We start from the raw sequence: 15801 nt of genomic DNA on the forward strand, positions 1-15801 counted from the left end.
CCGCGACACAAGCCGCATGAGAAATCAATCCAATGGTCAGCAGCGAAAACAGTCGAATCCGCAAGCATGGCGAGCACAAGTCGAGCGCGGCCGTCCGGGCACGCATTCTCGAGACGTCCTTCAACGTCATTTCGACCAACGGCTACAGCGGCATGACGATGGCGAAGGTGGCCAGCATGTCGGGTCTGCCGATCGGCAGCGTGTACTGGCACTTCGAGAGCAAGGATCTGCTGCTCAATGCGATGATCGAGGACAGCTTCTCGCGCTGGCATCGCGAGACCGCCGAGCGCAACAAGCCGATGCCGGGCGAGAGCTTCGAGCAGCATGTCACCCGCATCTTCGGCAGTGCCACCACTCCCAAGTATTTCGCGGCTGATTTCTGGCGGCTGGGTGTGATTCTCAGCGTTGAGAAATCCGTGCCCGAGCAAACCGCGCGCGCGCAGTTCCTGAACATTCGCGAGACCCAGCGGGAAGAGCTCTCCACCTGGTGGCGCAGCATTCTGCCGACACCGCTGCTCAAGTCTCTGCCGGGGCTGCCCAACAAACTGAGCTCATTCACATTGGCCATGCAGGACGGTAACGCCATCGCGGGCGCATCGGGCGAGTCGCTGGATGATTTCCAGAGCACGCTGGTGTCCTGTCTCGTTCATTTGGTGGCGCAGGCTCAGGCGAGTGTGCATGGCGAGTTGGAGGACAAGCCAAAGCCAAAGCGCACTCGTGCTGCGCGCGTCAAGGTAGCCTGACGGAAACTGCATATCTGCGTTGCGGATTCGCGTGTTGAACGTCCCGGTCGGGACGATGAGAATCGATCGGTTGATTCACCCGCGAAGGACCGATATGCGCAGAAGGCAATTGCTGTGCGCTCTGCCGTTTTGTACCGCATGGAGCGCTGGCTTCGCGCCAACGGCCGGAGCCGCCAAGCCAATGACACTGGTGGTGCCGTTCGCACCGGGAGCGAGCGTCGATCTGCTCTCAAGACTGCTGGCACGAGAGGTGAGCCGCACCTCGGGCGATACCATCGTCGTTGAAAATCGGCCCGGCGCCAATGGCATCATCGGTGCCGAGTTCGTCAAGAACGCGGCACCCGATGGCAAGACGCTGTATGTCGCCAATGTGGGCTCGCATGCCATCAATACGTCGTTGTATGGAACGCGACTACCCTATGACGCGCTGAGGGACTTCTCGCCGATCTCGCTGCTCTGGCGTTTCCCGAGCGTGCTCGCGGTGCCCGCTGACAGTCCTGCGCATACGGTGGCTGAACTGGTGGCGCTGGCAAGACATCGAGCCGGCGGCGTCACCTATGCTTCCGCGGGCAGTGGATCGGGTGGCCATCTGCTGGGCGAAATGCTCAGGGCACAAAGTGCCGCGCAGTTCATTCATGTGCCCTACAAGGGCGCGGCTCCAGCGGTGATCGATCTGCTCGCCGGGCGCGTGGACTGCTTCTTCGTGTCGTACAGCTCCATCCAGAAGCAGGTGGAGCGGGGGCAATTGCGTATCCTGGCCGTGGCGGGGGACAATCGACTCGCGGTCTTGCCCCAAGTGCCGACGTTGCAAGAAGCCGGGTTTGACCAAGTGTCGCTGCAGAACTGGTTTGGCCTGGTCGCGCCGGCCAGAACGTCGGTGCCCGAGTTGCGGAGAATCCACTGCCTGTTCACCTCCGCACTCGCGCAGCCGGAGGTGGTGCGGCAGATGGCGGAACAGGGTGTCGAGGCGGCGAGTTCCACGCCCGCCGAGCTGAATGCGCTGATGCGCCGCGATATCCAACGGCTGGGCGATGTCGTGAGGGCCGTGGGCGCCGCAGTGGAGTGAGCTGGCGATTCAGCCCGGATTCAGTCCGCCATGGGCGCGGATTGAACGCTGCGCCTCAGCACGACAGGCTTTCCTCCGAAGCGTTGCTTGGAAAGCCAATGCGCCAGCGCCGAGTCGAGATGCGTGGCGTGTTTGGGAAACCAATCCGCCAGTGCGTGGGTCAGTTCGCGGCAGATGGCGAAGTTGCCCTCCGCGAGCAGCACGCCGACCTCGCGTACCGACCGGAGCACGGCAGCGTGTTCGTCGATGTGGCAATCACGCGGAGGAAAGACGGACTGCCGCATCCACTCGTTCTCTTGCGCGAAATGCTCCTCCAGATGTGCCCGCATGGCCTGCAGGCATTCGGGCAATTGCTCGTCGCTCGCGGTTTGCAGCTGGCCAAGCAGCTGGACGAACTCCTCGTGCAGCCCATCCATTTCGGTGTGGCCGAGCAGCAGGTCTTCTCCCCAGGTCATGGTCATCACAGGTCCAATACGAGGCGCGAGCACTTGGCGCCGGAGCAGCAGACCATCATGGTCTTGTTGGCGGCGCGCTCGGCCTCGGTGAGGATGGCGTCGCGGTGATCCACCTCGCCCTCGAGCACCACGACCTCGCAGCAGCCGCAGATGCCTTCCTGGCAGGAAGAATCCACTTCGATGCCGTTGTCGAGCAACACCTTGAGCACACTCGCGCCTTGCGGCACGACCAGGTCGCGGCAGGAGCGGGCCAGCGAAATCACGAAGCCGCCATCGACCGAAGCCGCCTGCTTGGCTGCGAAGCGTTCGAGATGAATCTGCTGCGCCGGGAAGCGCACCGCGGCAGCCGCCTCGTACGCGTCCAGCATGGGCGTGGGGCCACAGCAGTAGAAATGCGTGCCCTCCGGTGCGGCGGCGACGATGGCGGGCAGATCGATAATCCCGCCCACTTCTTCGTCGACATGCAGGTGCACGCGCGCACCCATGGCCTGCAGCAGGGGCACGAAGGCGAGATCCGCGCGCGACCGCACGCTGTACCAGAGCTCCCACGAGGCAGCGATGGCCTGCAGCCGCTGGGCCATGCACCAGATCGGCGTGATGCCGATGCCGCCCGCGATCAGCACCGTGTGCGCGGCATCTTCGTGGAGCGGGAAATGGTTGCGCGGCATGGAGACAGGCAACAGGCTGCCCACGCGCAACTGCTCATGCACATAGCGTGAACCGCCACGGCTCTTGGCATCAAGCTTGACGCCAACGACGTAGGAGGCGGGTGTGTCGCCCGACTGCACCAGCGAATACGAGCGGGTGATGCCGTTGCCGAGATGCAGATCGATGTGCGCGCCCGGCGTCACGGCGGGAAGCGGGCGACAGTCCGGATCCACGAGTTCGACCAGATACGTGTCCTTGGCCGCGTAGGTGATGGACTGCACGCGCAGCGTGAGCTTCTCGTGTGCGATGGTGCTGGTGTCCGGCATGGTTCAGGCTCCCGCGGCTTCGACGCGAACGCGCATGTCGCCGATCGATTCGATCGTCGCATGCATCACATCACCGGGCACGACGGGGCCCACGCCTTCGCAGGTGCCGGTCATGATGATGTCGCCTGGATACAGCGTGTAGAAGCTCGACGCCCATTCGATCTGCTCGGCGATGTACATGATCATCTGCGACGAATTGGTGATCTGGCGTGTTTCCCCGTTGACGGTGAGGTGCAGGTCCAGCTTCTGGGGATCGGAGATCTCGTCCGCCGTCACCAGCCATGGGCCGAGCACCGAGTAGGTATCGAGCGATTTGCGCAGCGAGCGATCCTCCGGGCCGCGCACGGTCATGTCGAGCGCGATGGAATAGCCCGCGATGCAGGAAAGCGCCTCGTCCCTGGAAACGTTCGACACCTTCCTGCCGATGATGGCGGCGAGTTCGATCTCGTGGTGCGTCAGGCGCTCGGGCATGGTGATCTTCACGGCATCGCTGCAACCGATGAGCGAGCTGTTGGCCTTGAGGAACAGTCCTTGCTCCTTCACACCGCCGGTGTAGCGGTTGGTGAAGATGGCCACGTCGCGATGGGCTTCTTCCACATGCGCCTGATAGTTCACCGGCACGCCGATGATCTTTCCGGGCTGGGCCACGGGGCTCTGAAAGCGCACTTCGCTGACGGGCTGTGCCGAGGTCGACGTCAGAATGCGCTCGATCTGCGCGCGCAGTTGGGGCAGGTTGGCGACGACGAGGTCACCGATCACCTGTGGGTAGGATGGCGCGGGCAGGCCCTTCAGCGCATCGGTGACGTCGTGTACCTTGTCGTTCACCACCACGCCGAGGCGATGTTCGTTGAACCAGCAGATTTTCATTTTGTATTGTCCTTTTCCACGGACGCGGCGGCGCCCAGTTCTTCACGCAGCAGATTCAGGCGTTGCATGGCATCGGCATCCGAGACCACGAACAGGCGGGCGTCCTGTCCGAACGCGCGGTGCGATGCCCAGTTGTGCTGCGGCACGGTGAACACATCACGTGCCGACCAGCGGATGCACTGATCGCCGACCTGGCTCTCGCCTTCGCCCTCGACCACGGCGACCACCAGATTGGCGTTGCTGCGCATCGGCAGCGAGGCCGTGTCCGCGTCGATCTGCATCATGCTGGCTTCGAGCAGGGCGAGCGCGCCCTGACCGTTCAGTGGGTTGATGTAGCGGACGCGGCGCACTCCGTCGGCGCTCTTGGGCGCATGCCGCAGCGCGCCGACGACGTTGGCGTAGGGATAGCGGAACACGGGTGAATGGTCCGTGCGGCCGAGCGTCACTTGCGGTGCCACGTTAGCGTAGGCAAAAGCGGCATCGGGCATGGTCACCGGCGGCTCGGCAATCGGGCCGGGCTGGAACACCACCGAGCCCATGTACATGTGCAGCGGCACGTCAAGCACGTCGAGCCAGACCACCGGCTCGCTGCCGTCATGGCGATGTTCGTGCCAGGTCATGCCGGGGGTCAGCACCAGATCGCCGAACTCCATCGGGCATTCCTTGCCGTCCACCAGCGTGATCACGCCCGAGCCTTCGAGCATGAAGCGCAGCGCGTTCATGGTGTGGCGATGCGGACGTGCCGTCTCGCCGGGCAGCAGGCACTGGTAGGCCGCGAGCACGTTGCCGCAGGTGTGCTCGTCGCTGAGCGATTTGGCCGTGGGGCTGAGCATCTGCAGCACGCGGCGCTGCACGGCCTGTGGGGATGTTTCCTGGAACGCCAGCTCGATCAGCGGGCGCATGTCATTCCAGCGCCACAGGTGGCTGGGAACCGGGCCCGGAGGCGGCTTGTGCGCGTTCGGGCTGTTCCAGAGCGGGGCCAGCCGCGCGGCATGCCACTGCTGCAGGATTTGTTCGCTGCTCAAGGACATGGCGGTTTCCTCAGAGGCTGTAGCTCTCGAACGTACCGGGGTGGAACAGGTCTTCGGGCGTGACCAGACGCGGCGACAGGCCTTGCGCATGGTGGTGCTTGAAGAAGTTTTCCAGCACGTGGCGGTTGGCCTTGATTCCGTACGACCAGTGGTCCTGGCCCATCAGGTCGCGTGCTTCCTTGAGGCGCTCTTCCACGAAGGGCAGGGTGATCTTGGTGGCCGAAGTCTCGGACAGGTGCTCGAGCGCCTTGGTCTTGGATTCCTCGAACGCCTTGTAGATCGCGCCGGGCAGCCAGGGATGGCGCTGCGCCAGTTCGCGGCGTACTCCGAGGATGTGCATGATCGGGAAGATGCGGGTGCGGCGGTAATAGTCCTTGGCGGCCTCGACCGGGTCGCGGAACAGCCAGCCGATGTTGGGCGTGCCGGCTGGAACGTCGGGTGCGCGCGGAGCCACGTAGCCGTCGATCTCGCCCTTGGCGAGCAGGCTGGAGATGGTCTCGCCTTCCGGTGCATCTTCAACGCGCACGTTGTCGGGCAGCTTGATCTTGATTTTTTCGGGGCGACCGGCATGCGACATGCCGCCGCGCACCCAGGTTACGTCCGATGGGGCGATGCCGTAGTCATCCTGCAGGATCGCGCGTACCCAGACGTTGGCGGTGAGCTGGTATTCGGGCAGGCCGATCTTGCGGCCCTTGAGGTCCTCCGGCTTCTGGATGCGATCGGTGCGGCAGTAGATGGCCGTGTGGCGGAAGGCGCGCGACAGAAAGATCGGAATGCCGACATACGGGAAATTTCCTTGCGCGGCCTGCAGCGTGGAGCTGGACAGCGAGAGCTCGCAGATGTCGAATTCCTGGCCGCGAAACGCGCGGAAGAAGATTTCCTCGGGCGACAGCGTCATGATGACGGGGTTCACACCATCGATCTGCACGGTGCCGTCGATGAGAGGGCGGCAGCGATCGTAGTTGCCGATGGCAAGGGAGAGTTCGAGTTTTGACATGTGGCGTATCCGGTATGGCCGGAGTGGAGTGAGTGGGCTTCAGGAGAGCGAAAATTCGCTGCGGATGGCGGCGCTGTGTTCGCCGAGCACGGGGGGCGCAAGCTCGGTCGGACCGCGTTGTCCGCCGATCTTCACCGGGCGGTGGATGGCGACGAGCTCGCCGTGCTCCGGGTGCTGGATGGTGTAGAACGGCTTGAGCGTCTGCACCTGCGGGTCCTGCATGACCTCGGGGACGGTCCTGACCGGCGCGAACGGCACATCGGCCGCCGCGAGGCGCTGTTCCCACTCGGCATACGGGCGTTCGGCGAAGATCCGGCCCACGAGTTCGGCGATCAGCGTGTAATGTTGTGTGCGCAGCGCGGGCGTCTTGAAGCGCTCGTCGGTCAGCAGCTCGGGGCTTTCCAGCGCCGTGACGAACGCGAGCCAGAATTTTTCGACCGACGACAGGTGAACAGCCAGCAGCCTGTGGTCCGCGCAGCGGAAAGCGTAGGACTGCGAGATCGCCACGCGGGACATCGGCGTGGGCGTGGCGCCCAGACGCGTGAATTGCGAGAAGCCTTCGGGCGAGAACGCGATGGAGGCTTCCAGCATGTTGATCTCCACGCGCTCGCCCTGGCCCGTGCGCTCGCGGGCGTGCAGCGCGCCGAGAATGCCGTAAGCCGCGTACATGCCCGTGATGTTGTCCGAGAGCGATGGACCATTGAGAATCGGCCGCTCGGGATCAAGCTTCTGGCTGGCCAGTCCGCTGATGGCGAGCGCCACGGCGTCATAGCATGGGCGGTCCTTGTATGGGCCTTCTGCGCCGAAGCCGGTGATCGAGCAGTGGATCAGCCGTGGGTTCATGGCCTTGAGAACGTCGTCACCGAAGCCGAGGCGCGGCAGCACGCCTGCGCGGAAGTTGTCCAGCAGCACGTCGGCACGCGCGATCAGTTTGGCCAGATCGGCCTTGCCCGCTTGCGACTGCAGGTCCAGCTGGATGCTTTCCTTGTTGCGGTTGTAGGCAGCGAAGTGGGGGCTGTAGAACTTGCCCGCGTGGCGGCGGAAGGGATCGCCGCCCTCGGGGTGTTCCACCTTGATCACGCGTGCGCCGAGATCGGCCAGCATCATGCCCGCGAGGGGCGCGGTCAGCACGGTGCCCAGTTCGATGACCAGAACGTCTTTCAGTGCGTCTTTCATGATTCGCTCCAATCAGGCGAAGTTCTTGAGAATCTGGCGGGCGAGCGTGGTGCGAAGCACCTCGGTCGGGCCTTCCGTGATGCGGTAGCTGCGCAGGTCGCGCCAGAAGCGCTCGATGGGCGTGTCCTGCGTGAGGCCCATGCCGCCATGCAGTTGCATGCAGGTGTCTATGACACGAAAGCCCATCTCCACGCCGAAGGTCTTGATCATGAATGTCTCGAGCTTGGCGTCGATGCCTGCTTCCACTTTGCGCGCCGCGTCATAGACCATGAGGCGCGTGGCATAGACTTCGGTGAAGCCGTCGGCGAGCATCCACTGCACGCCCTGGCGCGAGGACAGCGGCTCGCCGAAGGTCTTGCGCTGCGAGGCATACGCGGCGGTCAGGCCGAGGCAGCGCTCGGCCGCGCCGATGCAGTGCGCACCTTGACGGATGCGGCCGTGGTTGATGTAGCCCTGCGCCAATGCAAAGCCCTTGCCTTCGACACCCACCAGATTGTCGAAAGGGACTTCCACATCGTGCAGAGCAATCTCGCACGGCGAGTCACCCATCACGGTTTTTTCGGAACTGGCCAGCGTGACGCCCTGCGCCTTCATGTCCACGATGAAGCAGGAGATGCCGCCGCGTGCGCCCTTCTCGGGATCGGTTACGGCCATCACCAGCGCGAAATCGGCTCTGGCAGCGCGAGTGATGAAACGCTTCACGCCATTGAGCCGGTAGCCCTTTCCTGTTTTGACGGCGCGCGTGCGCATCGCAGACGGATCGGAGCCCGCATCGGGTTCGGTTTGTGCAAAGCAAAAGCGCTTGCGGCCTTCGACGACGGGGTAGAGGTATTCCTTGCGCTGTTCTTCGTTCAGTCCCATCAGGATGGGACCCACCATCGGACCGAAGAGGCCATGGTCGCGCACCCAGGAGGCGACCGTGCTGCGGCCGACCTCTTCCCAGAACACGGTCAACGGCAGCAGCGACAGGCCCTGTCCGCCGATCGCCTCGGGTACGTCGAGCAGCCACAGGCCCGCGGCCTTGGCGCGCTCGCGCACCTGCTGCGCCGTGGCGTCATCCAGCAGGCCGGCGGAGTCCAGCTTGTGCTCGAGCGGAATCAGTTCCTTCTCGACAAAACGGCGCACGGATTCGCGAAACATCAGCAACTCTTCGGGGAGCGCTTCGTGAGGGGTGAGGTCGAGCATCGACAAACCTGAAAAAGAATCGGGAGGAAAGGCTGACAGGAGACGGAAAGCGCTCTGCCAGCACCGCCGTCGAGCCACGGGGCTCGGCGGCGTACGGCGCGGGTGAAAGAGCGTCAGGCCTGTGCGGCGACCGCGGGCTCGTCTCCGGGTTGGTGAGGCAGTTCGACGGGGTGCTCAAGGGACGACCAGGCCTTGATCGGTTGGCCGGCGCGCACCAGATCGAGCTCGCGCCAGAACAGCTTGCGCAGCGTGACGATTCCAAGATCCGAGCGGCCCAGGATTTCGTCCTCGCGCTTGGTCACGCGTTCCTGGCCACGGATGGACAGGTAGTCCTGCGCGGCCGTCAGACCCACGAAGGTGTCTTCGGGGTTCTTCCAGACGCGAGAGCTGAACAGCTCGTCATGGTGATCTGCAGGGTCGTATTTGCCGTACTTGGCGAAGTAGGTCTTGAAGCGCATGCGCGAGGCTTCGCTGGCTCCAGGCGGCAGGCTGTAGATCATGAAGCGCGTGGTGTTCAGGTCGTCGTTGGGCGTCATCCAGACGAACACGTCGAGCCAGGGGTCTTCGGGCTGAAGGCCGGGCACGGTGATGTGGTTGTTGTTCGGGAACGTCCAGTCGCTTTGGCGCACGTTGTCCTTGCTGCGGCGCGCGGTCTGGCGGATGCCTGCCGCGGTTTCCTCGTAACTGAGCTCGGGAATGCCGGTCGTCACGGCCTTGCCGAAGGCCCCCACGGTGAGCGCCATGTGCACGAAGCTCACATGCACGGCATCCATGGAGTTCTCGACCTGCTGGAACCAGTTGTTGTCCCAGCGTTCCATGCCGTTGGCGATGATGGCGCCTTCGCGCTCCGTCAGCAGCTTGCGGGGCAGATCGAATTCGGGCGCTTCGCCCTCACCCATGTAGGCGAACACCAGTCCTTGGTATTCCTTGACGGGATAACCGGCGATCTTGGTGCGCGGCATGCCGGTGTCGGCTTCGGCAGGGCGCTTGACGCAAGCGCCCGTGCTGTCGAATTGCCAGCCGTGGTAGATGCAGCGGATCTGCTCGCCATCGACCCAACCGGTGTGCAGCAGCGTGCGGCGGTGCGCGCAGCGTCCGCCCACGAGATGCAGCTTGCCGCTGGCGCCGCGATACAGCGTCAATTCCTCATGCATGATCTTCAGCGGAATGGCCGCTCCCACTTCGACGCTTTCCGTCAGCGCAATGGGTTGCCAGAATTGGCGCAGAAGCTTACCCATGTCGGTGTCGGGACCGCTTTCGGTGAGGCGGTTAAATTGCGCGGCGCGCGCGAGGCGGCGTTCGTCGAGTTGACTCATTGCTTGTCTCCGGTGGGGTAAGTACTGGTTCAGACGGGCTCGCCCATCAGGTCCGTGAGGGGGCCTTGCGGCTCTCCGAATTTCGTCCACTCGATGGAGCGGGCGTAATCCTTGATGCTCAGCGGGTAGTGGCGGCCCGGCGACCAGGTGGGGTATTTGTGGCGCAGGCCGCCGTCCACGGCCATGTCCGAGCCCGTCATGCAGGCCGATTCGTCCGATGCGAGGAACACGGTCGCCCACGCGAGATCGGAGGCTCGTGGAAAGCGGCGCAGCGGCATCTGGTCGAGGTATTCCTGACGCGAGTAGAAGCCTTTGTTCGCTGGTACCTTCCATTCGGGATTGAACATCTCGTCGCGCATCGTGGTCCACAGTTGGTGCTCCATGGAGCAGGGCGTGACGCTGTTCACGCGGATACCCAGGTGCGCGAGGTCGAGTGCCGACGATCGCACGAAGCTCAGCAGACCGGCCTTGGCGGAGCAGTAGGCGGCGCCGTCGGCCTCGCCGAAGTGGGCGGCGGTCGAGAGGATGTGGATCATGCTGCCGCCATTGCCCGATTCGATCATCGCCCGCGCGCAATGCTGGGTGGTGATGAGCGCGGCCGTGGCGAAGCTCGCGACGGAGTCGTCCCAGTCGTCATGCTTCATGTCGAGCACATGGCTCCAATGCACGCGACCGGCCATGTTCACCGAGATGTCCAGGCGGCCGTAGCGCGCCATGGTTTCGTCGACTGCGCGCTTGACGTCGGCATCGACACGCGCATTGCCCTGCATGGCGAAGGCTTCGAGGCCGCGTTCGCGCAGAAAGTTGACCGTATCGTTTGCCGCGGCCTCGCTTACGTCGGTGACGCAGACGCGCGCACCTTCGCGGGCCATGAAGTGAGCAATCGTGCCGCCGATGTTGGGGCCCGCGCCAAACACAATGGCGACCTTGTCCTTGAGTCTATCCATGACGCTTTTTTCTCGTGAGTTGTCAGCAGTTGCCGGTGTTGAAGAATCTGAAAATGATTCTCGGCGGCAGGCTGTCATGCAACAAGATGAGAAGCTCAGAGGCTGATATGCGCAAAGCGCATACCGGAGCGCGTCAGGCATCAAGCATCAGGCATCAGGGAAGGCGAAGTGCCTGTGACGGTATCAGGCGCCTTCGCTGCCGCTCTTGAAACTGCCATTGGCCGGCGCACGAGCGATGTCGCCGTTGGCTTCGGTAAGGAATGCCAGCGTCTCCATGAACTGCTTGCGCTTGCCGGGCGGCAGCGGATCGAGCATGCGCTCCTGCGCCTTGAGCACGGCGGGCTCGGCATCGAGCAGCAACTGCCGGCCTTCGGCCGTCACCTCGAGCATCTTGGAGCGGCGATCCTTGGGGTTGCCGATGCGTGCGATCAACCCGCGTGCCTCGAGCCGGTCGATCACGCTCCCAATGGTGGACGCGTCAAAGCCGATCAGCCTTGCCAACGTGCGCTGATCGACATGGGGCTTGCGCAGCACGGCCGACAGCGCGGCGTATTGCACGGGGGTCACGCCCCAGGCAGAGGTCTCTTCAACGAAGACCGCAACCGCGATCTGCTGCAGGCGGCGGATGTGATAGCCCGGATAGTTTTCCAGTTCGGCGGGAGAGTATTTTTTCATGTCGTGCGCCATGGCTCGCTCATTGTTGAGGCTGGTTTCAATGGCGTGCCCGGTAATTCGGCTCGTGGAATCATAGCGCTCCACCAGCAGGCGGAGCGCACCGGGCACGCTTTCTTTGCGCGGGTTTGACCACCGTTTCAGGATAAACCCTAGTGGTCGATTTCGATATATGAACAGTACACTGATAGTAAGCATACTGTTTAATTGATTCGATTTCATGCAGGATAAAGGAGCGTTGTCAAAGATGCGTGCATCAGATTTACCGGTGTTGGTGGTGGGCGGCGGCATTGGCGGAGTGGCTGCGGCACTCTCGCTGGCGCGTCAGGGTTACGCGGTGAAGGTGCTCGAGCAGGCGCCCGAGCTCGGAGAAATCGGCGCGGGCATCCAGCTCGGTCCGAACGCCTTCGCGGCGTTTGACGCGCTTGGCATCGGCGAACTCGCGCGTGGCCGAGCCGTCTATACCGACGAGATGGTGATGCACGACGCGCTCGACGAGCGGCTGATCGGCCTCATCCCCACGGATGAGGCGTTCCGCGCGCGCTTTGGCAATCCCTATGCCGTGATTCACCGCGCTGACATCCATACCTCGCTGCTCGAAGGCGCGCGCGCGCATGGCAACATCGAGACGTTGACCGACACGCGCATCGAGCGCCTCGAGCAGGACGGCGACGTGGTTACGGTCTTCGACCAGCATGGCAATGACTACAAGGGCCAGGCGCTGATCGGCGCGGACGGAGTGAAATCCGTCGTGCGCCAGCACTACGTGGGTGATCCAGCTCGCGTATCCGGCCATGTGGTGTACCGCGCCGTGGTCGAGAAGAACGAGTTTCCCGAGGATCTGCGCTGGAACGCGGCGAGCATCTGGGTCGGCCCCAACTACCATCTGGTGCACTACCCGCTGCGCGGTGGCGAGCAGTACAACGTCGTGGTCACCTTTCACAGCCGAGAGACAGAGGAGTGGGGCGTGCGGGAAGGCAGTCGCGAAGAAGTGCAGAGCTACTACCGCGACTGCTGTCCGCGTGCCCATCAACTGATCGATCTTCCCAAGAGCTGGAAGCGCTGGGCCACGGCGGACCGCGAGCCCATAGGGCAATGGACCTTCGGCCGCGCGACGTTGCTTGGCGATGCGGCCCATCCGACGCTGCAGTACATCGCCCAGGGCGCGTGCATGGCGCTCGAGGACGCGGTGACGCTCGGCGAAGCGCTCGCGCATTGCAACCACGATTGGCCGAGCGCGCTGCAGCTCTATGAACGCTCGCGCATCGCCCGCACGGCGCGCGTGGTGCTGTCGGCCCGCGAAATGGGCCGCATCTTCCATGCCAAGGGCGTGGAGCGTTTGGTTCGCAATGACCTGTGGAAGGGCCGCTCGCCCGAGCGCTTCTACGACGCCATGGAGTGGCTCTACGGCTGGACCGTGGATCGCTGCCTCGCGCTCGATGACGCAACGGCCATTCCAGCCTGAAGGACGCCCACATGACCATCCAGAACGCCCTCCCTTCACCCGTCAGGCTCGCCGCCGTGTCCGCGCCCGGTCAGCCGGAGCCCACCCCCGAACTCGAGCGCCTGTATCGCGGCTTCGAGCAGGAAATGCTGGTGCCCTTGTGGGTCGAGATCGGCGATCTCATGCCCGCCCATCCAGGCAGCAAGGCCGCGGCGCACCTGTGGCGCTGGGAGCATCTACTCAAGCTCGCTGACGAGGCAGGCCGTATCGTCGCGGTGGGTCGCGGCGGCGAGCGCCGCGCCATCGCGCTGGCCAATCCGGCGCTCGGCGGACGCCCCTTTGCCACGCCCAATCTTTGGGCCGCCATCCAATACCTGATGCCTGGCGAGAACGCTCCCGAGCATCGACATTCGCAGCATGCGTTCCGCTTCGTCGTCGAAGGGGAGGGTGTGTGGACCGTGGTCAACGGCGATTCCATCCGCATGTCGCGCGGCGACTTTCTTCCGCAAGGGGGATGGAACTGGCATGCGCACCACAATGCGGCCAGCGAACCGATGGCCTGGATCGACGGACTGGATATCCCGTTCGCCTACTACACCGAGTCGCAGTTCTTCGAACACGGCCGTATGCAACTGAGCCCGCAGGAACATGCCACGCCCGAGTTCTCGCGCTCCGAGCGCCTCTGGGCCTATCCGGGTCTTCGTCCGGTGTCGCAGATGGAGGATGCCGTCGCCACGCCGTTGCTCGCCTACCGCTGGGTCGATACCGACCGCGCATTGAATGAACAACTGGCTCTGGAGGAAGAGGGCTGTGCGGCAACAGTCAGCAAGGGACACGCCGCCGTGCGCTATTCCAACCCCACCAACGGCCGCGACGTATTGCCCACCATCCGCTGCGAGATGCATCGCGTGAAACGTGGCGCGAGCACGCTGACCAAGCGCGAAGTGGGCTCCGCCGTGTTCCAGGTTTTCGACGGCGCAGGCATCGTCACCATCGGCGATCGGCAGTGGGCGGTGCGCCGCGGCGACATGTTTGTCGTGCCGTCGTGGCAGTCCTTCACGGCGCATTGCGACGCGGACTGCCCCGCGCTGGACATGTTCCGCTTCGCCGACACGCCGATCTACGAAGCCGTGCATGCCTACCGCTCGCAGGTGGACGCGCCGCGCTGATTCGGCATCTTCATTTCAACGAATTCCAATTCATTCTTCTCAAAACGAGTTATCCATGACCGCTTCCAACTATCTCTGGGCTCCGTCTCCTGTTCAATCCCTGCCCGTTCGCGGCAGCGATCAGCGCATGCCCATCAACCGCCTGTTCTTCGTTGGCCGCAACTACCACGCCCACGCCGTTGAAATGGGCCGCCCGGTGGACAAGAGCGTCGAGCGCCCGTTCTATTTCACCAAGGCGCCACAGACGCTGACGCTGTCGGGATCGACCGTGGCTTATCCGCCCGAGACCAAGAACTACCACTTCGAGATGGAGCTCGTGCTCGCCATCGGCAAGGCGGGTTTTCGCATCCCGGCCGAGCAGGCGCATGAATACATCTATGGCTATGCCTGCGGTCTGGACATGACACGCCGCGACCTGCAATTGGTGGCTCGCGACAAGGGCCGTCCATGGGACCTCGGCAAGGACGTCGAGAACTCGTCCGTGTCCTCCGAAATCGTGCCCATGCCCGGCAAGGTGATCGAGTCCGGCCTGATCGAGCTGAGCGTCAACGGCGAGGTCAAGCAGCAATCCAACGTCGACAAGCTGATCTGGAATATCCGCGAACTCATCGCTGACCTGTCCCTGTTCTACCACCTGCAACCTGGCGACTTGATCTACACGGGCACGCCCGAAGGCGTGGGCGCCGTGGTGCCCGGTGACAAGATCACCGGCCGGGTGGAGGGCGTCGGCACGCTCGAGCTCACCGTTGGCCAGCCCGAATAAGGACGTTCCGAATGAAGCTCTACAGTTTTTTTCGCAGCGGCACATCCCACCGCCTGCGCATCGCCCTCAACCTCAAGGGGCTGGCGCCGGATTACATCCCGGTGGACCTGCGTGTCGACGAGCAGGCGCAGGCCCCATTCAAAGCGGTGAACCCGCAGGGCCTGGTGCCCGCCCTGACGCTCGAAGACGGCCAGACCCTGATCCAGTCCCCCGCCATCATCGAATGGCTCGAAGAACGCTACCCCGCCCCCGCCTTGCTCCCCAAGGACCCCGAGGCCCGCGCCAAGGTGCGCGCCCTCGCCGCCATCGTCGGCTGCGATGTGCATCCCATCAACAACCGGCGCATCCTGCAATACCTCGGCAAACGACTCGGCGCCGACGAGGCCGCGCTCAACGCCTGGTGCGCGACATGGATCACCGCAGGCTTCGACGCCATCGAAGCCTTGCTCGCCAAAGACCGGGATCGAGGTGATTTCTGTTTTGGGCACAGCCCGACGATCGCGGACGTGTACCTGATCCCGCAAGTGGAGAGTGCGCGGAGGTTCAAGGTCGACATGGCCCATTGGCCACTGATCAGCTCAGTCGATACGGCCTGTAGCCAGCTTCCGGCGTTTGCCAAGGCTGCTCCTCTTGAGCAATCTGACGCGTGAGCGAAAACGGTTGAGCGCGATGCGTTGTTATCGGCGGATGAACCCTGGCAAGTACCGGGGCGCATCACGCGCGAGAACTAGATCAACGTGATACCTGGATGCCCCAGGTATTTCGGGGCCGCCCGTAATTTCGCGCTTGGGATATACATGGGGCAGAGATCATCGCCTGAGCCTTCCAAACGACCAAGCGCGGCCAGGGGATGAGGTACGAATTCGGGGGGATTTGGGACGCATCAGGGATGCATGAACTCAAAAACAAGAAAGCCCGCTATTTTGAATAGCGGGCTTTCTTTTATTTACTTGGTGCCGGAGACATGAATCGAACACGCGACCTTCTCATTACGAA

The 15801-nt window shown here is 63.6% G+C and carries 16 protein-coding genes; 6 read left to right on the plus strand and 10 right to left on the minus strand.

Annotated features, from left to right (window positions below; all coding sequences use genetic code 11):
* The first annotated feature begins 32 nt into the window (after positions 1–32).
* Positions 33–743: a TetR/AcrR family transcriptional regulator gene (locus ABWP92_RS05380; protein WP_353234333.1), complete on the plus strand. Its 711-nt coding sequence runs from the start codon at positions 33–35 to the stop codon at positions 741–743.
* Positions 744–924: 181 nt separating this feature from the next.
* Positions 925–1809, plus strand: coding sequence for a Bug family tripartite tricarboxylate transporter substrate binding protein (locus ABWP92_RS05385; RefSeq protein ID WP_353234334.1), 885 nt, complete (start codon positions 925–927; stop codon positions 1807–1809).
* A gap of 20 nt (positions 1810–1829) precedes the next feature.
* Here ABWP92_RS05385 and ABWP92_RS05390 read toward each other — a convergent pair whose 3' ends face one another.
* The 10 genes from ABWP92_RS05390 to ABWP92_RS05435 form a co-directional block, all read right to left on the minus strand.
* Positions 1830–2270, minus strand: coding sequence for a bacteriohemerythrin (locus tag ABWP92_RS05390; RefSeq protein ID WP_353234335.1), 441 nt, complete (start codon positions 2268–2270; stop codon positions 1830–1832).
* Entirely contained in the window at positions 2270–3238 is a 969-nt protein-coding gene (locus ABWP92_RS05395) for a PDR/VanB family oxidoreductase (protein ID WP_353234336.1), read from the minus strand. Before ABWP92_RS05395 ends, ABWP92_RS05390 begins: the two co-directional genes overlap by 1 nt.
* 3 nt (positions 3239–3241) lie before the next feature.
* Positions 3242–4105: a fumarylacetoacetate hydrolase family protein gene (locus ABWP92_RS05400; protein WP_353234337.1), complete on the minus strand. Its 864-nt coding sequence runs from the start codon at positions 4103–4105 to the stop codon at positions 3242–3244.
* Entirely contained in the window at positions 4102–5136 is a 1035-nt protein-coding gene (locus ABWP92_RS05405) for a cupin domain-containing protein (RefSeq protein WP_353234338.1), read from the minus strand. Before ABWP92_RS05405 ends, ABWP92_RS05400 begins: the two co-directional genes overlap by 4 nt.
* A gap of 10 nt (positions 5137–5146) precedes the next feature.
* The gene (locus ABWP92_RS05410; protein WP_353234339.1) at positions 5147–6133 is read right to left on the minus strand and encodes an ABC transporter substrate-binding protein; all 987 of its coding nucleotides are present in this window, start codon (positions 6131–6133) and stop codon (positions 5147–5149) included.
* A gap of 39 nt (positions 6134–6172) precedes the next feature.
* Positions 6173–7309, minus strand: a complete 1137-nt coding sequence (locus ABWP92_RS05415) for a CaiB/BaiF CoA transferase family protein (protein ID WP_353234340.1) — start codon at positions 7307–7309, stop codon at positions 6173–6175.
* A gap of 12 nt (positions 7310–7321) precedes the next feature.
* Complete coding sequence (locus ABWP92_RS05420) at positions 7322–8494, minus strand: acyl-CoA dehydrogenase family protein (RefSeq protein WP_353234341.1); 1173 nt, start codon at positions 8492–8494, stop codon at positions 7322–7324.
* A 113-nt stretch (positions 8495–8607) separates the two neighbouring features.
* Positions 8608–9810, minus strand: coding sequence for a Rieske 2Fe-2S domain-containing protein (locus tag ABWP92_RS05425; RefSeq protein WP_353234342.1), 1203 nt, complete (start codon positions 9808–9810; stop codon positions 8608–8610).
* Between the two features lie 29 nt (positions 9811–9839).
* Entirely contained in the window at positions 9840–10757 is a 918-nt protein-coding gene (locus ABWP92_RS05430; protein ID WP_353234343.1) for an SDR family NAD(P)-dependent oxidoreductase, read from the minus strand.
* A gap of 183 nt (positions 10758–10940) precedes the next feature.
* A complete protein-coding gene (locus ABWP92_RS05435) occupies positions 10941–11432 on the minus strand; it encodes a MarR family winged helix-turn-helix transcriptional regulator (protein ID WP_353234344.1) in 492 nt (163 codons plus the stop codon).
* Between the two features lie 244 nt (positions 11433–11676).
* On the opposite strand from ABWP92_RS05435, the gene ABWP92_RS05440 reads away from it, so the two are divergent.
* Genes ABWP92_RS05440 through maiA form a run of 4 tightly spaced genes read left to right on the plus strand, consistent with a single transcriptional unit; the run spans position 11677 to position 15455 of the window.
* On the plus strand, positions 11677–12894 hold the full coding sequence (locus ABWP92_RS05440; RefSeq protein ID WP_353234345.1) for a 3-hydroxybenzoate 6-monooxygenase: 1218 nt from the start codon (positions 11677–11679) through the stop codon (positions 12892–12894).
* 11 nt (positions 12895–12905) lie between these two features.
* The gene (locus tag ABWP92_RS05445; RefSeq protein ID WP_353234346.1) at positions 12906–14042 is read left to right on the plus strand and encodes a cupin domain-containing protein; all 1137 of its coding nucleotides are present in this window, start codon (positions 12906–12908) and stop codon (positions 14040–14042) included.
* A gap of 55 nt (positions 14043–14097) precedes the next feature.
* Complete coding sequence (locus ABWP92_RS05450; protein WP_353234347.1) at positions 14098–14805, plus strand: fumarylacetoacetate hydrolase family protein; 708 nt, start codon at positions 14098–14100, stop codon at positions 14803–14805.
* Positions 14806–14816: 11 nt separating this feature from the next.
* A complete protein-coding gene (maiA, locus tag ABWP92_RS05455) occupies positions 14817–15455 on the plus strand; it encodes a maleylacetoacetate isomerase (RefSeq protein ID WP_353234348.1) in 639 nt (212 codons plus the stop codon).
* Positions 15456–15801 lie beyond the last annotated feature (346 nt).

The sequence above is a fragment of the Diaphorobacter ruginosibacter genome (assembly GCF_040396215.1).
Lineage (GTDB): Bacteria > Pseudomonadota > Gammaproteobacteria > Burkholderiales > Burkholderiaceae_C > Diaphorobacter_A > Diaphorobacter_A ruginosibacter_A.

Coding starts and splice junctions, on each gene's coding strand:
- ABWP92_RS05380 (WP_353234333.1), top strand. CDS start 33: ATGGTCAGCAGCGAAAACAGTCGAATCCGCAAGCATGGCGAGCACAAG.
- ABWP92_RS05385 (WP_353234334.1), top strand. CDS start 925: ATGACACTGGTGGTGCCGTTCGCACCGGGAGCGAGCGTCGATCTGCTC.
- ABWP92_RS05390 (WP_353234335.1), bottom strand. CDS start 2,270: ATGACCATGACCTGGGGAGAAGACCTGCTGCTCGGCCACACCGAAATG.
- ABWP92_RS05395 (WP_353234336.1), bottom strand. CDS start 3,238: ATGCCGGACACCAGCACCATCGCACACGAGAAGCTCACGCTGCGCGTG.
- ABWP92_RS05400 (WP_353234337.1), bottom strand. CDS start 4,105: ATGAAAATCTGCTGGTTCAACGAACATCGCCTCGGCGTGGTGGTGAAC.
- ABWP92_RS05405 (WP_353234338.1), bottom strand. CDS start 5,136: ATGTCCTTGAGCAGCGAACAAATCCTGCAGCAGTGGCATGCCGCGCGG.
- ABWP92_RS05410 (WP_353234339.1), bottom strand. CDS start 6,133: ATGTCAAAACTCGAACTCTCCCTTGCCATCGGCAACTACGATCGCTGC.
- ABWP92_RS05415 (WP_353234340.1), bottom strand. CDS start 7,309: ATGAAAGACGCACTGAAAGACGTTCTGGTCATCGAACTGGGCACCGTG.
- ABWP92_RS05420 (WP_353234341.1), bottom strand. CDS start 8,494: ATGCTCGACCTCACCCCTCACGAAGCGCTCCCCGAAGAGTTGCTGATG.
- ABWP92_RS05425 (WP_353234342.1), bottom strand. CDS start 9,810: ATGAGTCAACTCGACGAACGCCGCCTCGCGCGCGCCGCGCAATTTAAC.
- ABWP92_RS05430 (WP_353234343.1), bottom strand. CDS start 10,757: ATGGATAGACTCAAGGACAAGGTCGCCATTGTGTTTGGCGCGGGCCCC.
- ABWP92_RS05435 (WP_353234344.1), bottom strand. CDS start 11,432: ATGAAAAAATACTCTCCCGCCGAACTGGAAAACTATCCGGGCTATCAC.
- ABWP92_RS05440 (WP_353234345.1), top strand. CDS start 11,677: ATGCGTGCATCAGATTTACCGGTGTTGGTGGTGGGCGGCGGCATTGGC.
- ABWP92_RS05445 (WP_353234346.1), top strand. CDS start 12,906: ATGACCATCCAGAACGCCCTCCCTTCACCCGTCAGGCTCGCCGCCGTG.
- ABWP92_RS05450 (WP_353234347.1), top strand. CDS start 14,098: ATGACCGCTTCCAACTATCTCTGGGCTCCGTCTCCTGTTCAATCCCTG.
- maiA (WP_353234348.1), top strand. CDS start 14,817: ATGAAGCTCTACAGTTTTTTTCGCAGCGGCACATCCCACCGCCTGCGC.